The organism is Antarcticibacterium sp. 1MA-6-2, assembly GCF_021535135.1.
GTDB lineage: Bacteria > Bacteroidota > Bacteroidia > Flavobacteriales > Flavobacteriaceae > Gillisia.
The window spans coordinates 3,766,380-3,785,354 of sequence record NZ_CP091036.1; the positions used below are offsets into that span (position 1 = coordinate 3,766,380).

Annotated in this window: 9 protein-coding genes and 6 pseudogenes; 6 read left to right on the forward strand and 9 right to left on the reverse strand. The window is 39.5% G+C overall.

The annotated features are described in order from the left end of the window. Positions 1-13: 13 nt before the first annotated feature. From rpsB to rplM, 3 genes and pseudogenes are all read right to left on the reverse strand, one after another. A pseudogene (gene rpsB / locus LZ575_RS19090) lies at positions 14-920 on the reverse strand (30S ribosomal protein S2). Between the two features lie 159 nt (positions 921-1,079). Next, on the reverse strand, positions 1,080-1,466 hold the full coding sequence (gene rpsI, locus LZ575_RS19095) for a 30S ribosomal protein S9 (protein ID WP_235326566.1): 387 nt from the start codon (positions 1,464-1,466) through the stop codon (positions 1,080-1,082). Beyond that, positions 1,466-1,924, reverse strand: a pseudogene (gene rplM / locus LZ575_RS19100) (50S ribosomal protein L13). Before rplM ends, rpsI begins: the two are co-directional and overlap by 1 nt. Before the next feature lie 362 nt (positions 1,925-2,286). Between rplM and LZ575_RS19105 the strand changes: the two are divergent. Then, complete coding sequence (locus tag LZ575_RS19105) at positions 2,287-2,610, forward strand: hypothetical protein (RefSeq protein ID WP_235326568.1); 324 nt, start codon at positions 2,287-2,289, stop codon at positions 2,608-2,610. Beyond that, on the forward strand, positions 2,564-2,872 hold the full coding sequence (locus tag LZ575_RS19110; RefSeq protein ID WP_235326570.1) for a hypothetical protein: 309 nt from the start codon (positions 2,564-2,566) through the stop codon (positions 2,870-2,872). The genes LZ575_RS19105 and LZ575_RS19110 overlap by 47 nt, the downstream gene beginning before the upstream one ends. A gap of 208 nt (positions 2,873-3,080) precedes the next feature. Here LZ575_RS19110 and LZ575_RS19115 read toward each other — a convergent pair whose 3' ends face one another. Beyond that, positions 3,081-4,001, reverse strand: coding sequence for an AI-2E family transporter (locus LZ575_RS19115; protein WP_235326572.1), 921 nt, complete (start codon positions 3,999-4,001; stop codon positions 3,081-3,083). Positions 4,002-4,307: 306 nt separating this feature from the next. Continuing rightward, positions 4,308-7,132, reverse strand: a pseudogene (polA, locus tag LZ575_RS19120) (DNA polymerase I). Positions 7,133-7,318: 186 nt separating this feature from the next. Here polA and LZ575_RS19125 point away from each other — a divergent pair. After that, positions 7,319-8,258: pseudogene (locus tag LZ575_RS19125) on the forward strand (isoaspartyl peptidase/L-asparaginase family protein). Between the two features lie 68 nt (positions 8,259-8,326). On the opposite strand, the gene LZ575_RS19130 reads toward LZ575_RS19125, so the two are convergent. Further along, the gene (locus tag LZ575_RS19130; protein ID WP_235326574.1) at positions 8,327-9,181 is read right to left on the reverse strand and encodes a cyanophycinase; all 855 of its coding nucleotides are present in this window, start codon (positions 9,179-9,181) and stop codon (positions 8,327-8,329) included. Positions 9,182-9,297: 116 nt separating this feature from the next. On the opposite strand from LZ575_RS19130, the pseudogene cphA reads away from it, so the two are divergent. Then, positions 9,298-11,978 (forward strand): annotated as a pseudogene (gene cphA, locus LZ575_RS19135) (cyanophycin synthetase). Between the two features lie 53 nt (positions 11,979-12,031). On the opposite strand, the gene LZ575_RS19140 reads toward cphA, so the two are convergent. Further along, entirely contained in the window at positions 12,032-13,012 is a 981-nt protein-coding gene (locus LZ575_RS19140; RefSeq protein ID WP_235326576.1) for a N(4)-(beta-N-acetylglucosaminyl)-L-asparaginase, read from the reverse strand. Between the two features lie 185 nt (positions 13,013-13,197). Between LZ575_RS19140 and LZ575_RS19145 the strand changes: the two are divergent. Together LZ575_RS19145 and LZ575_RS19150 are read left to right on the forward strand one after the other, a co-directional pair. After that, a pseudogene (locus LZ575_RS19145) lies at positions 13,198-14,425 on the forward strand (metallophosphoesterase). 76 nt (positions 14,426-14,501) lie between these two features. After that, positions 14,502-14,798 (forward strand): co-chaperone YbbN, encoded by a 297-nt coding sequence (locus LZ575_RS19150; protein WP_235326578.1) that lies wholly within the window; start codon positions 14,502-14,504, stop codon positions 14,796-14,798. Here LZ575_RS19150 and LZ575_RS19155 read toward each other — a convergent pair. Then, a complete protein-coding gene (locus LZ575_RS19155) occupies positions 14,795-15,496 on the reverse strand; it encodes a polysaccharide deacetylase family protein (RefSeq protein ID WP_235326581.1) in 702 nt (233 codons plus the stop codon). The genes LZ575_RS19150 and LZ575_RS19155 overlap by 4 nt on opposite strands. 33 nt (positions 15,497-15,529) lie before the next feature. After that, the gene (locus tag LZ575_RS19160) at positions 15,530-18,823 is read right to left on the reverse strand and encodes a DUF2723 domain-containing protein (protein WP_235326584.1); all 3,294 of its coding nucleotides are present in this window, start codon (positions 18,821-18,823) and stop codon (positions 15,530-15,532) included. Positions 18,824-18,975 lie beyond the last annotated feature (152 nt).

Consider the following 18,975-nt stretch of genomic DNA (forward strand, 5'->3'; position numbering starts at 1 on the left):
TCAAATATTGATGTTATTCTTCTTCGTCGTTTGAGGAAGTAGCTTTAGCTACAGTCTCTTTTTTGGACTCTAATCTAACATCTTGCTTAGCCTCTTTCATGTCTTTCACATCCTGAGGATCTTTAGAAGGAACTTCTGCGTCTTCTTTAGATCTCTTAGCTTTAGGGGCTTTTGTTCTTGGTTCTCTTTCTTCGTTAGAATCTTCGTCATCCTTAGAATCCTTAGTATTCTTTCTTTCAGAAAGACCTTCTATAATAGAATCGGCAACGTAAGAAACCACCTTGCTTATAGATTTAGATGCATCATCGTTAGATGGGATCACGTAATCTACTTCGCGCGGATCTGAGTTTGTATCAACCATCGCAAAGATTGGAATGTTTAATTTTTGCGCTTCTTTTACAGCAATGTGTTCACGGGTAATATCTACTATAAACAATGCAGCCGGAAGACGGCTCATGTCTGCAATAGATCCTAAGTTTTTCTCCAACTTAGCCCTTAAACGGTCAACCTGTAAACGCTCCTTTTTAGAAAGAGTATTAAAGGTTCCGTCTTTTTTCATCCTGTCAATAGAAGCCATTTTTTTAACGGCTTTACGAATGGTGATAAAGTTGGTAAGCATTCCGCCAGGCCATCTTTCTGTGATGTACGGCATGTTTGCTCTTTCAGCCTGCTCGGTAACGATCTCTTTTGCCTGTTTTTTAGTAGCTACAAAAAGAATTTTTCTACCACTGGCAGAAATTTTTCTTAGGGCCTCACTTAGCCTCCTGCATTTTTGCAGCACTTTTATATAGGTTGATGATGTGAATCCCGTTGCGCTCCATATAAATATATGGGGCCATGTTTGGGTTCCATCTTCTTGTAAGGTGTCCAAAATGTACACCTGCATCAAGTAATTCTTTTACTTCTACTTTGTTTGCCATTTTTGTAATAGTTTACGTTCTGTTGAGATAGCAACAACCAGGTGGCGATTTATAATCCGGCCCTGACCGTTTAGATGCTAAACTAACTTCCGCGGCAAGCGGAATAACAACAAAAATCTTTTAATATTAAATGAACTTTTAGGGCAGTGCCCAAATTTTTTAACGCTTAGAGAACTGGAATTTCTTACGCGCTTTCTTCTGTCCGAATTTCTTACGCTCTACCATTCTTGGGTCTCTTGTCATTAAACCTTCCGGTTTAAGGATCGCACGGTTCTCTGCATCAAGCTCAACCATAGCTCTGGAAAGAGCAAGACGGATAGCTTCTGCCTGACCTGTGATACCACCACCGTATACATTAACTTTAATATCGAAGTTCTCTTCGTTATTAGTCATGTTAAGAGGCTGCATTACCTTGAAGATAAGAGGTCCTGTTGTGAAATACTCGTTTAGATCTTTTTTGTTAACAGTAATGTTACCTTTTCCCTGATTAACATATACCCTTGCAACAGCCGTTTTTCTACGGCCAATTTTGTGAATAACGTCCATTACTTAAGATCGTTTAAGTTAATAGTTTTAGGTTTTTGAGCAGTTTGATCATGTTCAGATCCTGCATAAACCTTTAGATTACGGAATATTGCCGCTCCTAATTTATTCTTAGGAAGCATTCCTTTTACCGCATTTTCAATAAGCCTCTCAGGAGCTTTATTGTATAATTCGGTTGCAGTTAAACTGCGTTGACCCCCAGGATAGCTTAGGTGTGGCGAATGTATTCTTTAGAATCCCATTTCTTTCCTGTTAAGTTGATTTTACTAAGCGTTTGTTACAATTACATTGTCACCGCAATCAACGTGTGGGGTGAAGTTTGGCTTGTACTTACCTCTAAGGAGTTTAGCAACCCCGGAAGCAAGACGACCCAAAGTCTGACCATCAGCATCTACGTGTACCCAGTCTTTGGTCACGGTAGCCTTGTTGGCCGATACTGTTTTGTAGCTTAATGTGTCCACACTAATTAAATTTACTTGTTATTAAACATTCCATTCCCGCTAACACGATTTGATTCGTGAAAACAGGGGTGCAAATGTACAATTATAAATTCATAATGCAAACTGGAGGTAATTAATTTATTAGAAGTGAATTAACTTGTTTGGAATAATTTTCAAAAGTAAGAAAATCGATAACGGACAGGGAGTTAAATGAATCTAAAACCTTGTTTTGTGTCCATTCTACTAAAACTAATCAGCAAATTTAATCGACCAAATACTTTAAATAACGATTAACGGCAATTTAAGTGTTAATAATGTCATAAAATTCTGTCAAAGTATTCTAAATTTGTCCCCGAAAAAGAAAACGATTAATTCCCCCTGCTATGAAAAATTATTTTAAAAATTCTGTTTTGTTAACTGGTCTGTGCTTATCTCTACTATCTTGTGGAGGTGAAGACCTGGATGACCTTAATGCTGAGATCTATTCTCAGGACTTGGTAACTGCCGATATTACTTTTGATCAGGCAGATTTGGTTGGAACCTGGAAGCTGGAATCTATGATTTCTGATATGCCTGTAGATTTTAATGATGCAGATGATGTAAAAAATACTAATATTCTACTTGAGACCAATTGTTTTGACGGTATGAATTATGTTTTTGATGCTGCTAAGTGCTGTAACTGCTACTCAGGCGAGGCTTTATTTTAATTATAATAATACAGGAATTGAAAACTGTGACAGTGGGACTTATACTGCCAGTTATACTTTAACCGGAGATCAACTAAAAATCTCCTTCGTATTTAATGGCCAAAGTGCTTCTGAAACAAGAACAATTATTCTTACAGAAAATAATCAGCTATTGTCAATTTCTCTTCCCCGTAGTGAAGCGTCTCGTTATATTAATGATGATTCAGGAACAGCAACTTCTTCAATAGGAAATGTTGAAATGAAATATAGAAAGGTCAATTAAAAAGTAAAAGGTTCCCGACACAGCGGAGCCACACCAATATTACAGTAAGTGTTAATCCCCCAGCTAAGTGCAGAATTTTTCTCGCTTAACTTATTTTTTTCTAGTATTGAGTATTGAGAATTGAGTAGTGAGTGTCGATTACTTATAATTGTACTGAATTCCTGATTTGTTTTAATTTAAAACAAGCTTTTATAATTGCAATTAACTCCTATTCCGCTTTTGCCGTTTCTTGTTGCTCTTTATTTTTATTTAGTTGGTTTATATACAATTCCTGCACAAGAATAATTATAACCAGGACGAGGGGTGTGGCAAAAATAACTCCCCAAATTCCCGTGAGGGATCCCACTAAAAGCTGGGAAATAATGATAAGGGCGGGTGGTATTTTTATGAGGTGATGTTGTGCCTGAGGATTGATCAAACTGCTTTCCAGAAGTTGTACCACCAGGTAGAGACCTGCTACCCATAAGGCAGTTGAAGGACTTATTGCCAGTGCTACCAATACTGCGGGAATGGCTGCAGCCAAAGGTCCAAAATTAGGAACAAAATTAAGAAGTCCGGCCAATAAGGCCAGAGCCAGCCACATAGGAATATCCAAAATGATCAATCCAATTGCCGTTAAAATAAAAACAGCGAGCATGGCTAAAAATTTTGCAGCCAGCCATTTTTTTAGTCCGGAAGCCAGTTTTTCAAAAACATCATTAGCCTTTTCTCTGCGTTTTGGAGGTACAAGTTGAATAATACCCGATTTATACATATAAGGAGAGGCAGTAAAAAAAACACCTATTATCAGAATAATATAAATATCACCCAGAAAACCAAAAGTGGTAGCAAAAAACCTGGAAATATAAGTCGCCATATCTTCAGACTGCCTGACCTCATTTCCTTTTTCCACAATCTCATGTCCTATAGTGCTGCCATTAAGAGCTTTTTCAACCTTTTCAAATAGCGTTGGCAGATTATCTTCCAGCTCCGCCATTTGCTGGCTCACCTTTGCTCCCACCAGCCAGAAGAAACCAACTGCTAATGCAAGGGTAATGAAAATAGAAAGGCTAAGAGTAATCTTTGAATTCCATCCTGTCCTCTTCCTTAACCAGGTGCTAAATCCCCTAAAATAAGAGGCGATTAACACACTTAAGCAAAAATTAGGATAAGCACACTAAAAGTGGCTTCAAAAAGTAAAAAGATCGCTGCGAGTAAAGAAAATATGCTTAAGCAACAATCCAAACTTTTTGAACAAAGTTGTACTGCTTCACCGAATTTTCGTTTTCAGGCATAATATAATTTCCTATTGATAATTTTGAATTTAGGGAAGTTTTGCGGAGAAAGTAGTTAAGAAGATTTTAAAAGATGGATTTGGAAAGGAAATAGAAAGACCTCACAGGTTTTTAAAACCTGTGAGGTCTGTTATCTCGAAACCAGAAACCAGAAAGCGTTTCTAATGTGCCTCCAGCCAGTTATCACCTATGCCTAATTCCACCTCTAAAGGTACATCCAGTTTAAAAGCATTTTCCATTTCAGATTTGATAATCTTGCTCACCTGCTCCACTTCATCCTTGTGTGCATCAAATACCAATTCATCATGCACCTGTAGTAACATCTTCGTTTTAAATTTGCCTTCTTTTAGCTTTTGATGAATATTGATCATGGCCAGTTTTATGATATCGGCAGCACTTCCCTGGATAGGGGCGTTTACTGCGTTTCTTTCGGCGGCACCCCTCACCACTGCGTTTTGGGAATTTATATCTTTTAAATATCGCCTTCTGCCTAAAACTGTTTGAACATAACCGTTTTCCCTTGCGAATTCTACCTGCTCATTAATAAAATCTCTTAATTGAGGATAGGTAGCATAATAGGTTTCGATAAGTTCTTTGGATTCAGATCTTGAGAGATTGGTTTGATTGCTTAATCCGAATGCAGAAACTCCATACACAATTCCAAAATTTACGGTTTTCGCATTGCTCCTTTGTTCTCTTGTTACTTCCTCAAGAGGCACATTAAAGACTTTGGCTGCTGTAGAAGTGTGAATGTCTTCCCCGCTTTGGAAAGCTTTGATCATATTTTCTTCCTTACTCAAAGCAGCAATTATCCTAAGTTCAATCTGGGAGTAATCGGCAGCTAATAGTACATAATTTTCATCCGTTGGAACAAAAGCTTTTCTTACTTCTCTGCCCCTTTCAGTCCTAATTGGAATATTCTGAAGGTTAGGATTATTTGAACTTAATCTTCCGGTTGCAGCAACGGTCTGAATATAATCTGTGTGTACACGTCCTGTGGTTTTTTCAACCTGGGTTGGCAGTGCATCTATATATGTGTTTTTCAGCTTTACAAGTCCGCGGTAATCGAGAACGCATCGTACAATCTCATGTTCGGTAGCCAGTACAGAAAGAACATCCTCCCCTGTAGAGTACTGTCCCGTTTTGGTTTTCTTTGGCTTCTTTACAAGTTCCAGTTTTTCAAAAAGAATAATTCCAAGTTGTTTGGGCGAACCAATATTAAATTCTTCCCCTGCTTTAGCAAAAATGTTTTCTTCAAGCTCTGCAATATCTTTTTCTAATGCTACGGAAAGAGACTGAAGAAATTCCTCATCCAGCCTTATTCCCTCAAGCTCCATTTCTGCCAGAACTCTTACCAGTGGAATCTCCACTTCCTGAAAAAGTTTTTCTGTATTTGCCTCTTTCAATTCCGGCTCAAAATGCTGTTTTAGTTGCAATACCACATCTGCATCTTCAACAGCATATTCTGTTTGTTTATCGAGTGGAATATCTTTAATCTTTCTTTGATTTTTACCCTTACCGACTAGATCTTCCAGAAGCTGTGGGGAGTAGTTTAAATAAGTTTCAGCAAGAATGCCCATCGTGTGGCGCATGTCGGGATTGATGAGATAATGAGCTATCATTGTGTCAAAGAGAGGCCCTTTGACTTCAATATTATACTTAGCGAGAACTTTAATTTCATATTTCAGGTTTTGCCCGATCTTCTGAATGTTTTCATCCTCAAAGAAAGGTCTTAGCTGCTCAACGTATTCCTTCACTTCTGAATCGTCTTCCGGAAAAGGGAGGTAAAATCCTTCTACAGCTTCCCAGGAAAAGGCAATTCCGCGTAATTTCGCTTCCAGCGGATTTTCACTGGTTGTTTCAGTATCAAAGCATACGCTTTTTTGTTTTTTTAAATTCTGAAGAAAAAGTGACATAGCCATACCGGGTGCAATGCTTTGATACACGTGGGGTTTGTTCTTTAAACTCTTTCTTCCTGAAGTCTTTTCTATTTTTTCAGCGTCTTCTCCAAACAACGAAAACTGCCCGGCACTAAGCAGTTACTGCCTGTGCTTTACCTGTAGCTGTCCCAAGTCACCTGGGGTTGTGGCCCGTTATCCTCGCCAGACCATAACTTTATAAATTGATCTCTAAGCCTTCTAAATTCAAGTTCCTCAAAGATTTCCTGCACCTTCTCAGCATCAGGTGGAGAGAGCTCGTAATCTTCAGCATGAAATTGTACGCTGCAATCACATTTAATAGTAGCGAGTTTCTTGGATAGCAACCCTTGTTCCGCATTCATTTCTACTCTTTCGCGCATCTTTCCCTTCAGCTTATCAGTATTTGCAAGAAGAGCTTCCATACTTCCGAATTCTTTCAGGAATTTCATGGCAGTTTTTTCGCCCACTCCCGGAATTCCCGGAATGTTATCTGATGCATCTCCCATCATTCCCAAAAAATCTATCACCTGTTCAGGACGTTCTACTCCAAACTTCTTTTTTACTTCGGGAATTCCTAAAATCTCTATACCATTCCCCATTCTTGCGGGACGGTACATAAAAATGTTTTCACTTACCAACTGGGCAAAATCTTTATCGGGAGTTACCATAAAAACCTTGTAGCCTTCTCCTTCCGCTTGCTTTGCAAGTGTTCCAATAACATCATCGGCCTCGCAACCCGGCAGCACAACTACCGGAATATGCATGGCTTTTAAAATATCCTGTATATATGGAATGGATTTTAAAATTGGCTCGGGTGTGGCGTCACGATTTGCTTTATATTCACTGTACATTTCTGTACGTTCTGTACTGCCATCTTTGTCAAAACATACAGCCAGATGATCGGGCTTTTCCCTGCGGATTACATCAAAAAGGGAATTCATAAACCCCATAATTGCTGAAGTATCCATGCCTTTGGAGTTCACAATCGGGTTCTTTATAAATGCGTAATAGCCGCGGAAAATTAAGGCGTATGCGTCGAGAAGGAATAAGCGTTTTTGATCTGCCATTGATTGAAATCTTAAGAGAAAGTAAAACTACGAAACTTCCTGCCGCAATTAAAATTCAATTCGTTATTTTGGGGGAGAAGGGAAGGTTAGTATTGAGAATTGAAAAGTGAGTATTGAGAATGAATGAGGAGCGGCAAGACGATTTTCATCTTTTTTACCTTCCGTTTTAAAAGGAAAAACTTGAGTATGAAACAGGAACAGAATTTTTCAATTGCAATTCATGGAGGTGCAGGTACTTTGTTGAAAGGACAAATGACAGCTGAAAAGGAAAAAGAATATCGCCGGGTTTTGAAAAGCGCACTGGATACAGGTTATGAACTATTAGAAAAGGGAGGGACGGCCGTAGATGCAGTTGAAAAAACAGTAAAAATTTTAGAGGATTCTCCTTTATTTAATGCGGGAAAAGGAAGTGTTTTTACTGCAGATGGAACTCATGAAATGGACGCGGCCATTATGGATGGTAAAAATTTACATGCGGGAGCGGTAAGCCTCATAAGCGGAATAAAAAATCCCATTTCTCTCGCCAGAGACGTGATGGAGAAAAGTGGCCATGTGTTTATGGCAGGGGAAGGGGCGATGAAATTTGCAAGAACACTTAACTATTCTTTTGAAGAAGCAGATTATTTTTATGATGAATTCAGGCACGGGCAGTGGCTGGAAATAAAAGATTCAGATAGCTTTCAGTTGGACCATTCTGTGAAAAAAGATTCGAAGTTCGGTACTGTGGGAGCAGTAGCCTGTGACAAAGAGGGAAATATTGCTGCGGCAACTTCTACCGGGGGAATGACCAATAAGAAATTTGGGAGAGTAGGAGATAGCCCGATGATAGGTGCTAAGCAATTATGCAAACAACGACACTTGTGCGGTGTCATGTACGGGGAGCGGAGAGTTTTTTATAAGAGGTGTTGTAGCCTACGATGTTTCCGCATTGATGGAATATAAAGGTTTGAGCCTTAAAGAAGCTGCAAACGAAGTTATTAATAACCGGATACTTAAAATAGGAGGTGACGGCGGACTAATTGCTGTAGACTCTAAAGGTAATGTCGCCCTACCTTTTAATACGGAAGGAATGTACAGGGGGTTTAAAACCTCTTCCGGTTTAGAAGAGGTTTCGATTTATGGATAAAGATTATTTCACTTTATTAAATCTGAAATTCCTCTGACCTTTTTTACTTAACCCGATCTCCAAAAAATCTAGATCAAACTTTTGGAAGTAGCCATTACCTCCACTCTTCTATCAGATATAAAATATTTATCACCCCAGGAGAGCACATGAGTTACTAAATTGCGCATTGTGAGGGGAGTTCCGTCCTTCAGGATCTTATAGTTATTATGTGTTAATTGTCCGGGATCAAAAATGATAACCATTCCCGATCCTATAATATCACATTCATCTCCATTTTTAATTACCATTCCCGTGTCTTCAGCCAGGCCTATTCCCACTTTATTGGGAAATCTTGCTACGGCTTCAGACAATCTTCCAAAGCGGCCTCGCTGGATAAAATGAGTATCTATAATTATATCGGGAAGTAGAGACATTCCCTGTCGCATTTTGGTAGAAGCCTTTATGAAAGATTCTTTACTGCTCCCGCCGGAGATCATTTCTGAAGACATACACATCGCACCAGCACTTGTACCTGCCACTACGAACTCTTCATTTTTATAACGAGATATCAGGATCTTGTGAAATTCAGTTTTTTTAATATAAGTGGTAATTTTTGACTGATTTCCTCCGGAAAATAAAACGCAATCTACAGTACGCAATTTCTCAAGGTTGGCTTCGTACTCTGCTTCAGCCTTTGAACCAATATAAAGAGGTTCTACATTCTCACATCCAAGTTTACGGAAGGCATCAATGTACATATTTCCCACTTCTTCGGGTATACCTGATGCGGTGGTTACCACAAGGATTTTTGAATTTTTTCCTCCGCTCTCAAGCAGTACTCTTGCAAGTATGCCCTTACTTATATATTCCAACCTGAATCTGTTGGCTTTATGATAGCCTTTATCTTCATTTCCTCCAATTGGGATGAGGGTTCCTTTAATCATAAAATAACATTAAAATTGATTGCAAAACTAACTTAATTATATTTTGATTCATAAATTAAGAGGGGTAATCCTTAAATCCTTCCGGGAAAAAAGGAAATAAAAAAGAAAAAGAATTCATGAAAATTAGAAAGATTAACGCGATGCGGGGACCAAATTATTGGTCAGTAAGTAAGCATAAATTGATAGTGATGGTGCTGGACCTCGAGGAGATGGAAGAAATGCCATCCAATAAAATAGTAGGTTTTAGAGAGAATTTAGAGAAGCTTTTGCCCAATTTGTATGAACACACCTGTTCTGTTGGTACTCCGGGAGGATTTTTTGAACGCGTAGATGAAGGAACGTGGATGGGTCACATTATTGAACATATCGCATTGGAGATTCAAACAATGGCCGGGATGGATGTGGGGTTTGGCAGGACAAGGGGTTTTGGTGAAAAAGGAGTTTACAATGTGGTCTTCTCTTATATGGAAGAGGAAGTTGGACGTTATGCAGCCAGGGCAGCAGTAAGGATTTGTGAGGCTTTAATTAAAGGAGAAGATTACGATCTCACAGATGATATTCAGGAGATGCGGGAACTACGTGAGGAAGTTAGGCTGGGACCGAGTACAGGGTCTATAGTAAAAGAGGCAGAATCCCGGGGCATTCCCTGGATAAGACTTAATAAATATTCTCTTTGCCAGCTTGGTTATGGTGCCAATCAAAAAAGAATTCAGGCCACGGTGACGAGTGAAACCAGCAATATTGCTGTAGACATTGCCTGTGATAAGGAGGAGACAAAATATTTACTTGAACAGGCAGAAATTCCCGTGCCGCGGGGACGGATTATAAGGAGTGAGGAAAAGCTGAAAAGGGTGGTGGAGAAGATAGGTTTTCCTCTCGTTACAAAACCTAGGTTGATGGAAACCACGGTCGGGGAATTACTGTAGATATAAATTCTATGGAAGAAGCTCTTACTGGTTATAGAGCTGCAAGAAAGATTTCCAGCAGGGTAATTGTTGAAAAGCAGATAATTGGTGAAGATTATAGGCTTCTGGTGATCAATAACAAACTTGTGGCTGCCGCAAAGCGAAATCCCGCTCACGTAACAGGTGATGGCACACGATCAATTCAGCAACTTATAGAAGAGGTCAATAAAGATCCCAGGCGAGGTTACGGTCATGAAAAAATTCTTACTCAAATAACTATAAATGACCTTACTAAAACTATTATTGCTGCTGAAGGTTACAGCCTCGACAGCATTCTTGAAGAGGGTAAAAAGCTTATTCTGAAGGATACAGCTAATTTAAGTACGGGAGGTACTGCAGAAGATGTTACAGATAAAGTTCATCCTGTAAACGTTTTTATTGCTGAACGAATTTCCAAAATTATCGACCTGGATATTTGTGGAATTGATATTATGACAACAGATCTTAGTAAGCCGCTTTCTGAAACAGGAGGAGCTGTACTTGAAGTAAATGCAGGACCGGGTTTCAGAATGCATCTTTCTCCTGCAACAGGTTTACCCAGAAATGTTGCAGCGCCTGTTATTGATAAACTTTTTCCGCAAGGATCTACAGGATTGATACCTATTGTGGCAATTACAGGTACAAACGGAAAAACAACCACTACGCGTCTTATAGCTCATATTGCAAAACAGGAAGGCTATAAAGTTGGCTACACAACCAGTGACGGCGTGTATATTCAAAACAGGCTTTTAATGAAAGGAGACTGTACGGGACCCGTAAGTGCAGTATTTGTGTTGAAAGATCCCACAGTCAATTTCGCGGTACTGGAGTGTGCCCGGGGCGGCTTGCTGCGTGCGGGTTTAGGATTCCACCATTGTGATGTGGGAATAGTCACAAACATTTCTGAAGATCATCTTGGGTTAAACGGGATTCACACGGTGGAACAGCTGGCAAGGGTGAAAGGTGTAATTCCTGAAACCGTTCTGCCCGATGGCTATGCTATATTAAATGCAGATGATGACCTTGTATATGATATGCGAAAGGATGTTGTCTCGAATGTTGCTCTGTTTTCCATGGATGAAAATAATCCAAGGATTAAAGAAATGCAGAAGGAGGGCGGCCTCACCGCTGTTTATGAAAATGGATATATAACCATATGTAAAGGCGAATGGAAATTGCGAATAATAAAGGCTGCCCAGGTGCCCCTCACTTTTGGAGGCAAAGCAGAATTTATGATTAAAAATGTTTTGCCTGCAGTACTTACAGCACATATTAAAGGAATTAATATTGAAGATATAAAGGTGGCGTTAGAAACATTTCAGCCTTCTCCTTCACAAACTCCTGGTAGAATGAACCTCTTTCAGTTCAACGATTTTCAGTTGCTGCTGGACTATGCTCATAATCCTGCAGGAATGCTGGCTGTAAAGGAGTTTACAGATAAAATAGATGCCAGTGTAAAAGTTGGGATCATAACCGGAGTAGGGGATAGAAAACGAGAGGATACACAGAGTATCGGCAGGATATCTGCTCAAATGTTTGATGAGATCATCATCAGGCAGGATGTACATTTAAGAGGAAGAACTGCCGAAGAAATTATTGGATTTATTAAAGAAGGTATAGCATCTCACGATCCCGATAAAAAGACAACTGTTATTAAAGATGAAAAAGAGGCTGTGACGTATGCCATAAAAAATGCTCAAAAAGGATCCCTAATAGTGATTTGTACCGAAATGATAATTGAGGTAACCAAACTTGTACAGGAACTGCAGGAGCAAAGCCCTATCTCACAAAACAATGTTGAAAAACCTCAAACTTCCAGGGAATTTGATCAAAGCGAAGCAATGAGCCAGTAAAAGTCTCTCTGGCTTCAGTCACAAAATTGCCCCTGACTTCAGTCAGGGGAATTTTAGATATAATATTTACTAGGAATATTATTATTAGTTCCATCCTGATATTTCACATAAGTAAATCCTTTCTGGATACAATAAGATCCCACTTCTCCTTTTTTATTAATGGCAATTAAAGCAGCCTGGAAATCCTTAAAATCAGGACTTCTGGCGATTATCCTTTGTATTGCTATTTCACAGGCTTCCTGTGGCGATTTCCCATTTCGCATTAATTCCACCACAAGAAAGCTGCTCACGTTTTTCATTATAGCTTCTCCCAAACCTGTAGCTACTGCTCCTCCAACTTCATTATCAAGAAACAAACCCGATCCTATAATAGGCGAATCTCCAACACGACCATTCATTTTATATGACAGGCCCGAAGTGGTGCAGGCACTTACTATGTCACCATTCTGGTCGATGCATAGCATTCCTATAGTATCATGATTTTCAATATTAATAATGGGTTTGTATTCCTTCTTTTTCAGCCATTCTTTATATGCCCGTTCAGAGTCTTCAGTTAAGAGGTCTTCTTTTTCAAAGCCCATTTCCCTCGCGAACTGGTCGGCACCTTCCCCCGCCAGCATCACGTGCGGAGTTTCCTCCATTACCTTCCTGGCTACAGAAACTGCGTGAGTGTTGTTCTTTAAATATACGACAGAGCCCGCATTGCCATCAGGAGCCATAATACAGGCATCGAGAGTCACATTTCCCTCTCTGTCCGGCGCGCCGCCTTTTCCTACGGTAGTATTCTTTAAATTAGCTTCTTCCACCATTACTCCCTGCTCGACTGCATCAAGCGCTGTGGCACCTTGAGCCATCATTTCACCTGCTTTTAAGCTGGCATTTGCAAAATTCCACGTCGCAATGGTAATGGGGAATGAGGATTTTGTCATTGGAGATAAACTGTTTAAGGGATTTGTCGCATTCAGGATTGAAGGCGAAAATGTTATTCCGGCACCTGCCAAAATAGAGCGATTAATAAATTTGCGTCTTTTCATAAAAATTAATTCCGAAGGATTTAAAGATAAAATATTCAGGAGACATTTTTAAAATTATGAATGGCATAATTCGTGACCATCAGGAAATACACAAAAGCTCCAAATCATTTTAAGGTTAATTATAAAACAAAAGGAGCGCTAAAGCAATGATTAGGAGTATCTTTGCAAAAAAAGAAAAATTACAAATGCGCTGGATTATATTTATTGTTCTTTACATTCTGCTTAATATTTACTCTTTCCAGGCCTTAAAAACTCTTACGAAAAGCAATTGGGTTCTTGGGGCATACATTCTCCTGTCTCTGGTCATTCTTGGGAATTTTATTTATCAGTGGACACAACCAAATCCTAATGGCGGATTTACTGGTGGCAGAGGTTATGCTCTGGGATTTTTATTAGCATTTTTATCGGCCAATCTTATTACGACAGTAGTAATGTTTGGAGAAGACATTGTGCGATTAATTGTTGCTTAGTTATGTAAAAGTTACTACCCCTTCAGAATCATTTTCTCTTCCATCGAGGAGAAGGTTTATTAGCCAGGTTGCACTTGGAATTGCGGCCATTCCTTTTGCTTCTCTTATCTACGGAATGTACCAGGGAAAATATAATTATAAGGTTTTAAAATACTCTCTCCATTTTCCTGATTTACCCGATGCTTTTGATGGTTACCGCATCACGCAGATTAGTGATGTGCACAGCGGAAGTTTTGACAACAAGAAGAAAATAGAGTATGCGATAGATCTAATTAACGAGCAGCAAAGTGATACAGTTTTGTTTACAGGAGACCTTGTAAATAACATGGCTATAGAAATGGAGCCGTGGGTGGGGGCTTTTGGGCAGATAAGGGCTAAAGATGGTGTATTTTCAGTTTTGGGGAATCACGATTATGGAGATTATGTGAGCTGGGAGACAGACAGGGCAAAATTTGCAAATCTTCAGGCGGTTAAGGATACTCACAAAAAGATGGGTTGGGATTTACTCCTTAATGAGCACAGATTTCTTGAAAAAGACGGGCAGCGAATTGCATTGGTGGGTGTCGAAAATTGGGGAATTGGAGGTTTTAAAAAGGCAGGGGATCTTGATAAAGCTTCGGCTGGATTATCTGAAAAGGATTTTAAGGTCTTACTTAGTCATGACCCTTCCCACTGGCAGGAGAAGGTAAAAACAGATCCTAAGAACTTCCAGCTTACCTTGAGTGGTCACACCCATGGAATGCAGTTCGGAATTGAAATTCCTGGCTGGTTTAGGTGGAGTCCTGTGCAGTATCGCTATGAAAACTGGGCAGGGATATATGAGGAGTTCGGTAGGTACATTAATGTGAACCGTGGCTTTGGTTATTTGGCTTATCCAGGTAGAGTTGGCATCTGGCCGGAAATTACAGTAATTGAACTACGTAAAGGAGCAAAACCTGTGTAATTAAGATAAATTAGTATATTTGGCTTTATATATTATTTATTGGTATTGAATCTGGTCTTAATTAGTTTTTTATTTTATGTCAAAATTTGGGGAATTAATAGATTTAAATATTCCGGTGCTTTTAGATTTCTATACCGACTGGAATGAGGCTTCCACAGCTATGCACCCGGTTCTTAGGGATGTTGCAGCAGCACTTGGAGACAAAGCCAAGATCATAAAAATTGATGTCGATAAAAATACCCAATTGGCTGAAGCTTTACGAGTAAAAGGACTTCCTACTTTAATGATCTATAAAGACGGAGAAATGAAGTGGAGACAGAGTGGAGAGCAGGATGCAAATACTCTTATCGGCCTACTCAAAGAATACGTCTAGAGAGCTTTAAAACTATATCCTTTATTTTTATAGAAATCCAGTAGTCGTGGCAGAATTTCCATCAGGTTTTTTGAAGCTTTTTTACTGTCGTGGAAGACTATAATGCTACCCTGCCCAGCCTGACTTACAACTCCCTGAAAACATTTTTCTTCTGATCTTTTTTGGTTATAATCTTCACTTATAACATCCCACATCACAATTGTATATCCCAATCTCTTTAGTTCCTTCATTTCAGAAGGTTTTATTCTGCCGTAGGGTGGGCGGAAGAGTTTTTGGTTTTTGGTTGTGGGTTGTAGGTTTTCAGTTTTCAGTTTTCTGTTTTCGGTTTTTTGTCGTCTTGAAATCCCGGAATTGGGAATTTGGAATTTGGAATTTCCAACCTGTTTGAAAATTTCTTCTTCAGCTAAAAGTACATTTTGGATGTAATCCCCGGTTGAAGTTTTCCACCCGTTAAGGTGGTTGAAAGTGTGGTTCCCTATGGAATGCCCTTCAGCTAAAACCTGCTGAAAAATTTCCGGATGTTTTTTGATGTTATCTCCAATGCAGAAGAAAGTTGCTTTTGCGTCATACTCCTTCAGAAGTGATAATACCCAGGGAGTAACCTGCGGAATCGGGCCGTCATCAAAGGTTAAATATATAATGGGGGAATTCTCCTTATGCTTCCAAAGCAGGGAAGGGAAGAGTAACTTCCCTGCCATAGAAGTATATTTTAAGAAGGACATATTTTTGCACTATTGCACCAGAGTACTGTCCAGGGAATCTATTTGTTGTGGATTCCGCAGCTCCCTGTCAATTGCATTATTCGTTGGTCTCGGCGGCTCCTGTATCTCCTCATCTTCCTGATAGAATCTCGGGTACAAACTCAAATAAGTATTAAATTCTTCGGCTTTTTTCCTCGCGTATTCCTGTTCCCCGTGCATGAAAAGAATGTCTACTAATCCGCGATATCGTTCCATATCAGAAATAATGATATCGGCATTATCAAATTGTCTCTCAACATCCCAACTGCTGTAGTACTTCAGGTTCTCCTGATACTTTTCGGCGACCTTTTGCCAAAGCTCCTTTGCTTTTTCCGGTTCACCCACTTCAAAATAGCCACTGATGTACGGTTCCAGAAGTGTATAAAATCCATAATGGTCTACTGGCATTTTTTCTATAGCCAGATCTAATACTTCTTTTGCCCTGGCTGTATCTCCTTCATTTAAAAGAGCCTCAGTCAATCTTGCAAGGTTGCTGCGATAGGTAATGGAATTTTTTCGGGTTTCAGGATCGTGATATATTCCCGGATCTTCCATATTCCCCCAATCCCAGTCCATAACGATGTCGTACATCTTATCTGTATCTATTCTTCCCATATCAAAAGGAGTACGGGGATTAACAGGGGTTTGAATTGGTACAAGTTTATAAGCCACACCGTCAAGCTGCAGGTAATCTTTCATCCATAAATAGTCGTCATTACCAAAGCTTCCTCCGGTAAAATATATTGGCCGCTTCCAGTCATTATTAGCAATAATGTCCAGCATTAAAAGTCGGTTTTTATAAATAACGTTTCCTTCTAATTTGATAAAGATATTGTCTACAATTTCATCAGCATTTTCTGGTTTGACTATTCCATATTCAAGAACATTTTCCTTTTTCACAGGAACCCTTATGTTCTTCGTAGGGAAAGTATTTACCACCTGGCCACTTTGAAGTTCTCCCTTTGTACCAGGGTTATCACTCGCAATCCAGTTCATCCAGTTTTGAATAGACATAGTATCCTGGGTAATATTCTGGTGAATTACAAATTCATTTGTTCCTGCGCGATATTGATTGTGTTCCAGCTGTGAAGGAATAGGATCACTTTCCCAGGCTTTCCTTTTCATTTGGTCAATATACCAGTCGGTCGCAAAAAGGCTTGTATTTACAATACGCACATCTCTTCGATACCCTTCAATTTGTTGCACATACCATAGTGCGAAAGTATCATTGTCGCCAATGGTAAATAAGATCGCATTTTCATCTACGGAATCCAGGTACATTTTTGCCATGGCAAGTGCGGTATACCTTCCCGCCCTGTCGTGATCATCCCAGTTTTCTGCCACAAGAATGCCGGGCACAAGTAAACTAACTACAATAGCTACGGGTGCCGCAACAGTAGCTTTTATTTTTGTTCGTAAGAAATCGTAAATGGCATAAACTCCAAATCCTATCCATATTGCAAAGACATAAAAAGAACCAACCAGGGCGTAATCTCTTTCCCGAGGTTCAAATGGCCTTTCATTTAAATAAATTTTTAAGGCAATTCCTGTAAAGAGGAAGAAAACGGTGAGTACCCAAAAACCTTTAATATCCCTGTTAAAATGAAATACGAGACCAATAATTCCTAAAATAAATGGCAGGAAATAATAAGTATTTCTCGCTTTGTTATTTTTCATATCACCCGGTAGTTCATCCTGATTTCCAAGCCTCCATTCATCAATAAAGTCGATACCACTCAACCAGTTCCCTTTAAGATCGGTATACTGGCCTTGTTCATCATTTTGGCGTCCTACGAAGTTCCACATGAAATATCTCCAGTACATATACCCAAACTGGTACTCGAACATATAACCAATGTTGGAAGCAAAGGAGGGTTTTTCAACATCAATATATTGACTAAACTGGGTTAGAAAACTATGGTAATCCTCGTAGTCCATCCGCCCCTGGGCGTAATTTTTTCTGAATTCAGTAATTGCCATTAACAACTGCTCTTCCCCCTGGTATTCCGGTTTAACTTTGAATTCGAGTGGCCCGGTAAATTCCATATAGTTAGTGGCATGTTGGGTGCTCCACATCCTTGGCAGCACCGCTTTATGCCTGTCATCTAAGTTTTGACGGGCATTTTTGTAGTCATTCACGATTACATACTTTCCTGTTTCTTCAGCCTTTTCATAGTTGGGTTTATCATCCATATAAGGATTATCAGGATCAAGTCCTGCATACATTTCTGTCCATTGCGGCCCGAAAAAAAGATGAGTTTCCCCGTATTGCTCCCGGTTGTAATAGGCCAGTAATTCCCTTGCGTTATCAGGACTATTCTCATTAATGACTGTATTGGCATTTGCTCTTATAGGGAGCATTGTCCAGCTGGAAAAACCAATAAGGATAAACAAGATGCAAAGAAACAGCGTGTTTAGCTGGTAATAATTGTTTTTCCCGGTATACTGAATTCCATAATAGAAAGCTGCAATTATAATCAGGGTAGCGATTATGGTTCCCGAGTTAAAGGGGAGGCCGATAGTGTTGGTAAAGAAAACTTCTGAAGTTGCAAAGAAAGTCAGCGTATATGGCAGGAGGAGTTTGAAGATAAACATAAGTACCACTACAACAGCAATGTTTGCAATGATGAAGTTTTTAACGGTGACCCTTTGGTAATTTTTAAAGAAGTAGAGAAAACCAATAGCGGGAATAGTAAGAAGTGCCATAAAGTGAACCCCAAAAACCAATCCTACAATTAGGGAAATTAAAATTACCCATCGGTTTCCTCGTGGAGCAAACATATCTCTTTCCCACAGTAGTCCCAGGTAGAAGAGCAGAGCCATCAAACAAGTGGCCATGGCATAAACTTCTGCCTCCACGGCACTAAACCAGAAACTGTCGGTAAACGTGAAAGCTAGTGAAGCGACAAAAGCACTGCCCAGAATGGCAATTTTATTGGAGGATGTTAAAGTTTCTTCAGGTTTAATCATTTTTTGCAGTAGAATAACTACAGACCAAAACATGAAAAGAATAGTAAAGGCACTTGCTACTGCAGACATGAAGTTGACCATTAAGGCCACCTGGCTAGCATCTGATGCAAAGGTTGCAAAGAAGGCTCCCATCATTTGGTACAATGGTGCTCCCGGCGGATGTCCTACTTCAAGGTTTGCAGATGTTGCGATGTATTCCCCTGCGTCCCAGAAACTTGCTGTTGGTTCCAGGGTAAGAGTGTAGGTTATAAGTGCGATTAAAAATACCAGCCAGCCCAGTATTTTGTTCCACTTACTCAAGCTAAAATCGGTCATGTTTTGCTATGGTTGTAAAAATGATGTGGCGAATTTAAGAAATATTTAAAGGAATGGTTTAATAACGGTATTCAAATGAAATTATTTTTTATACTCTGTTTTTGAGGTGCTAAGAAAAGAAGATGATAAAAAGTGAAAAAAATATTTGTGTA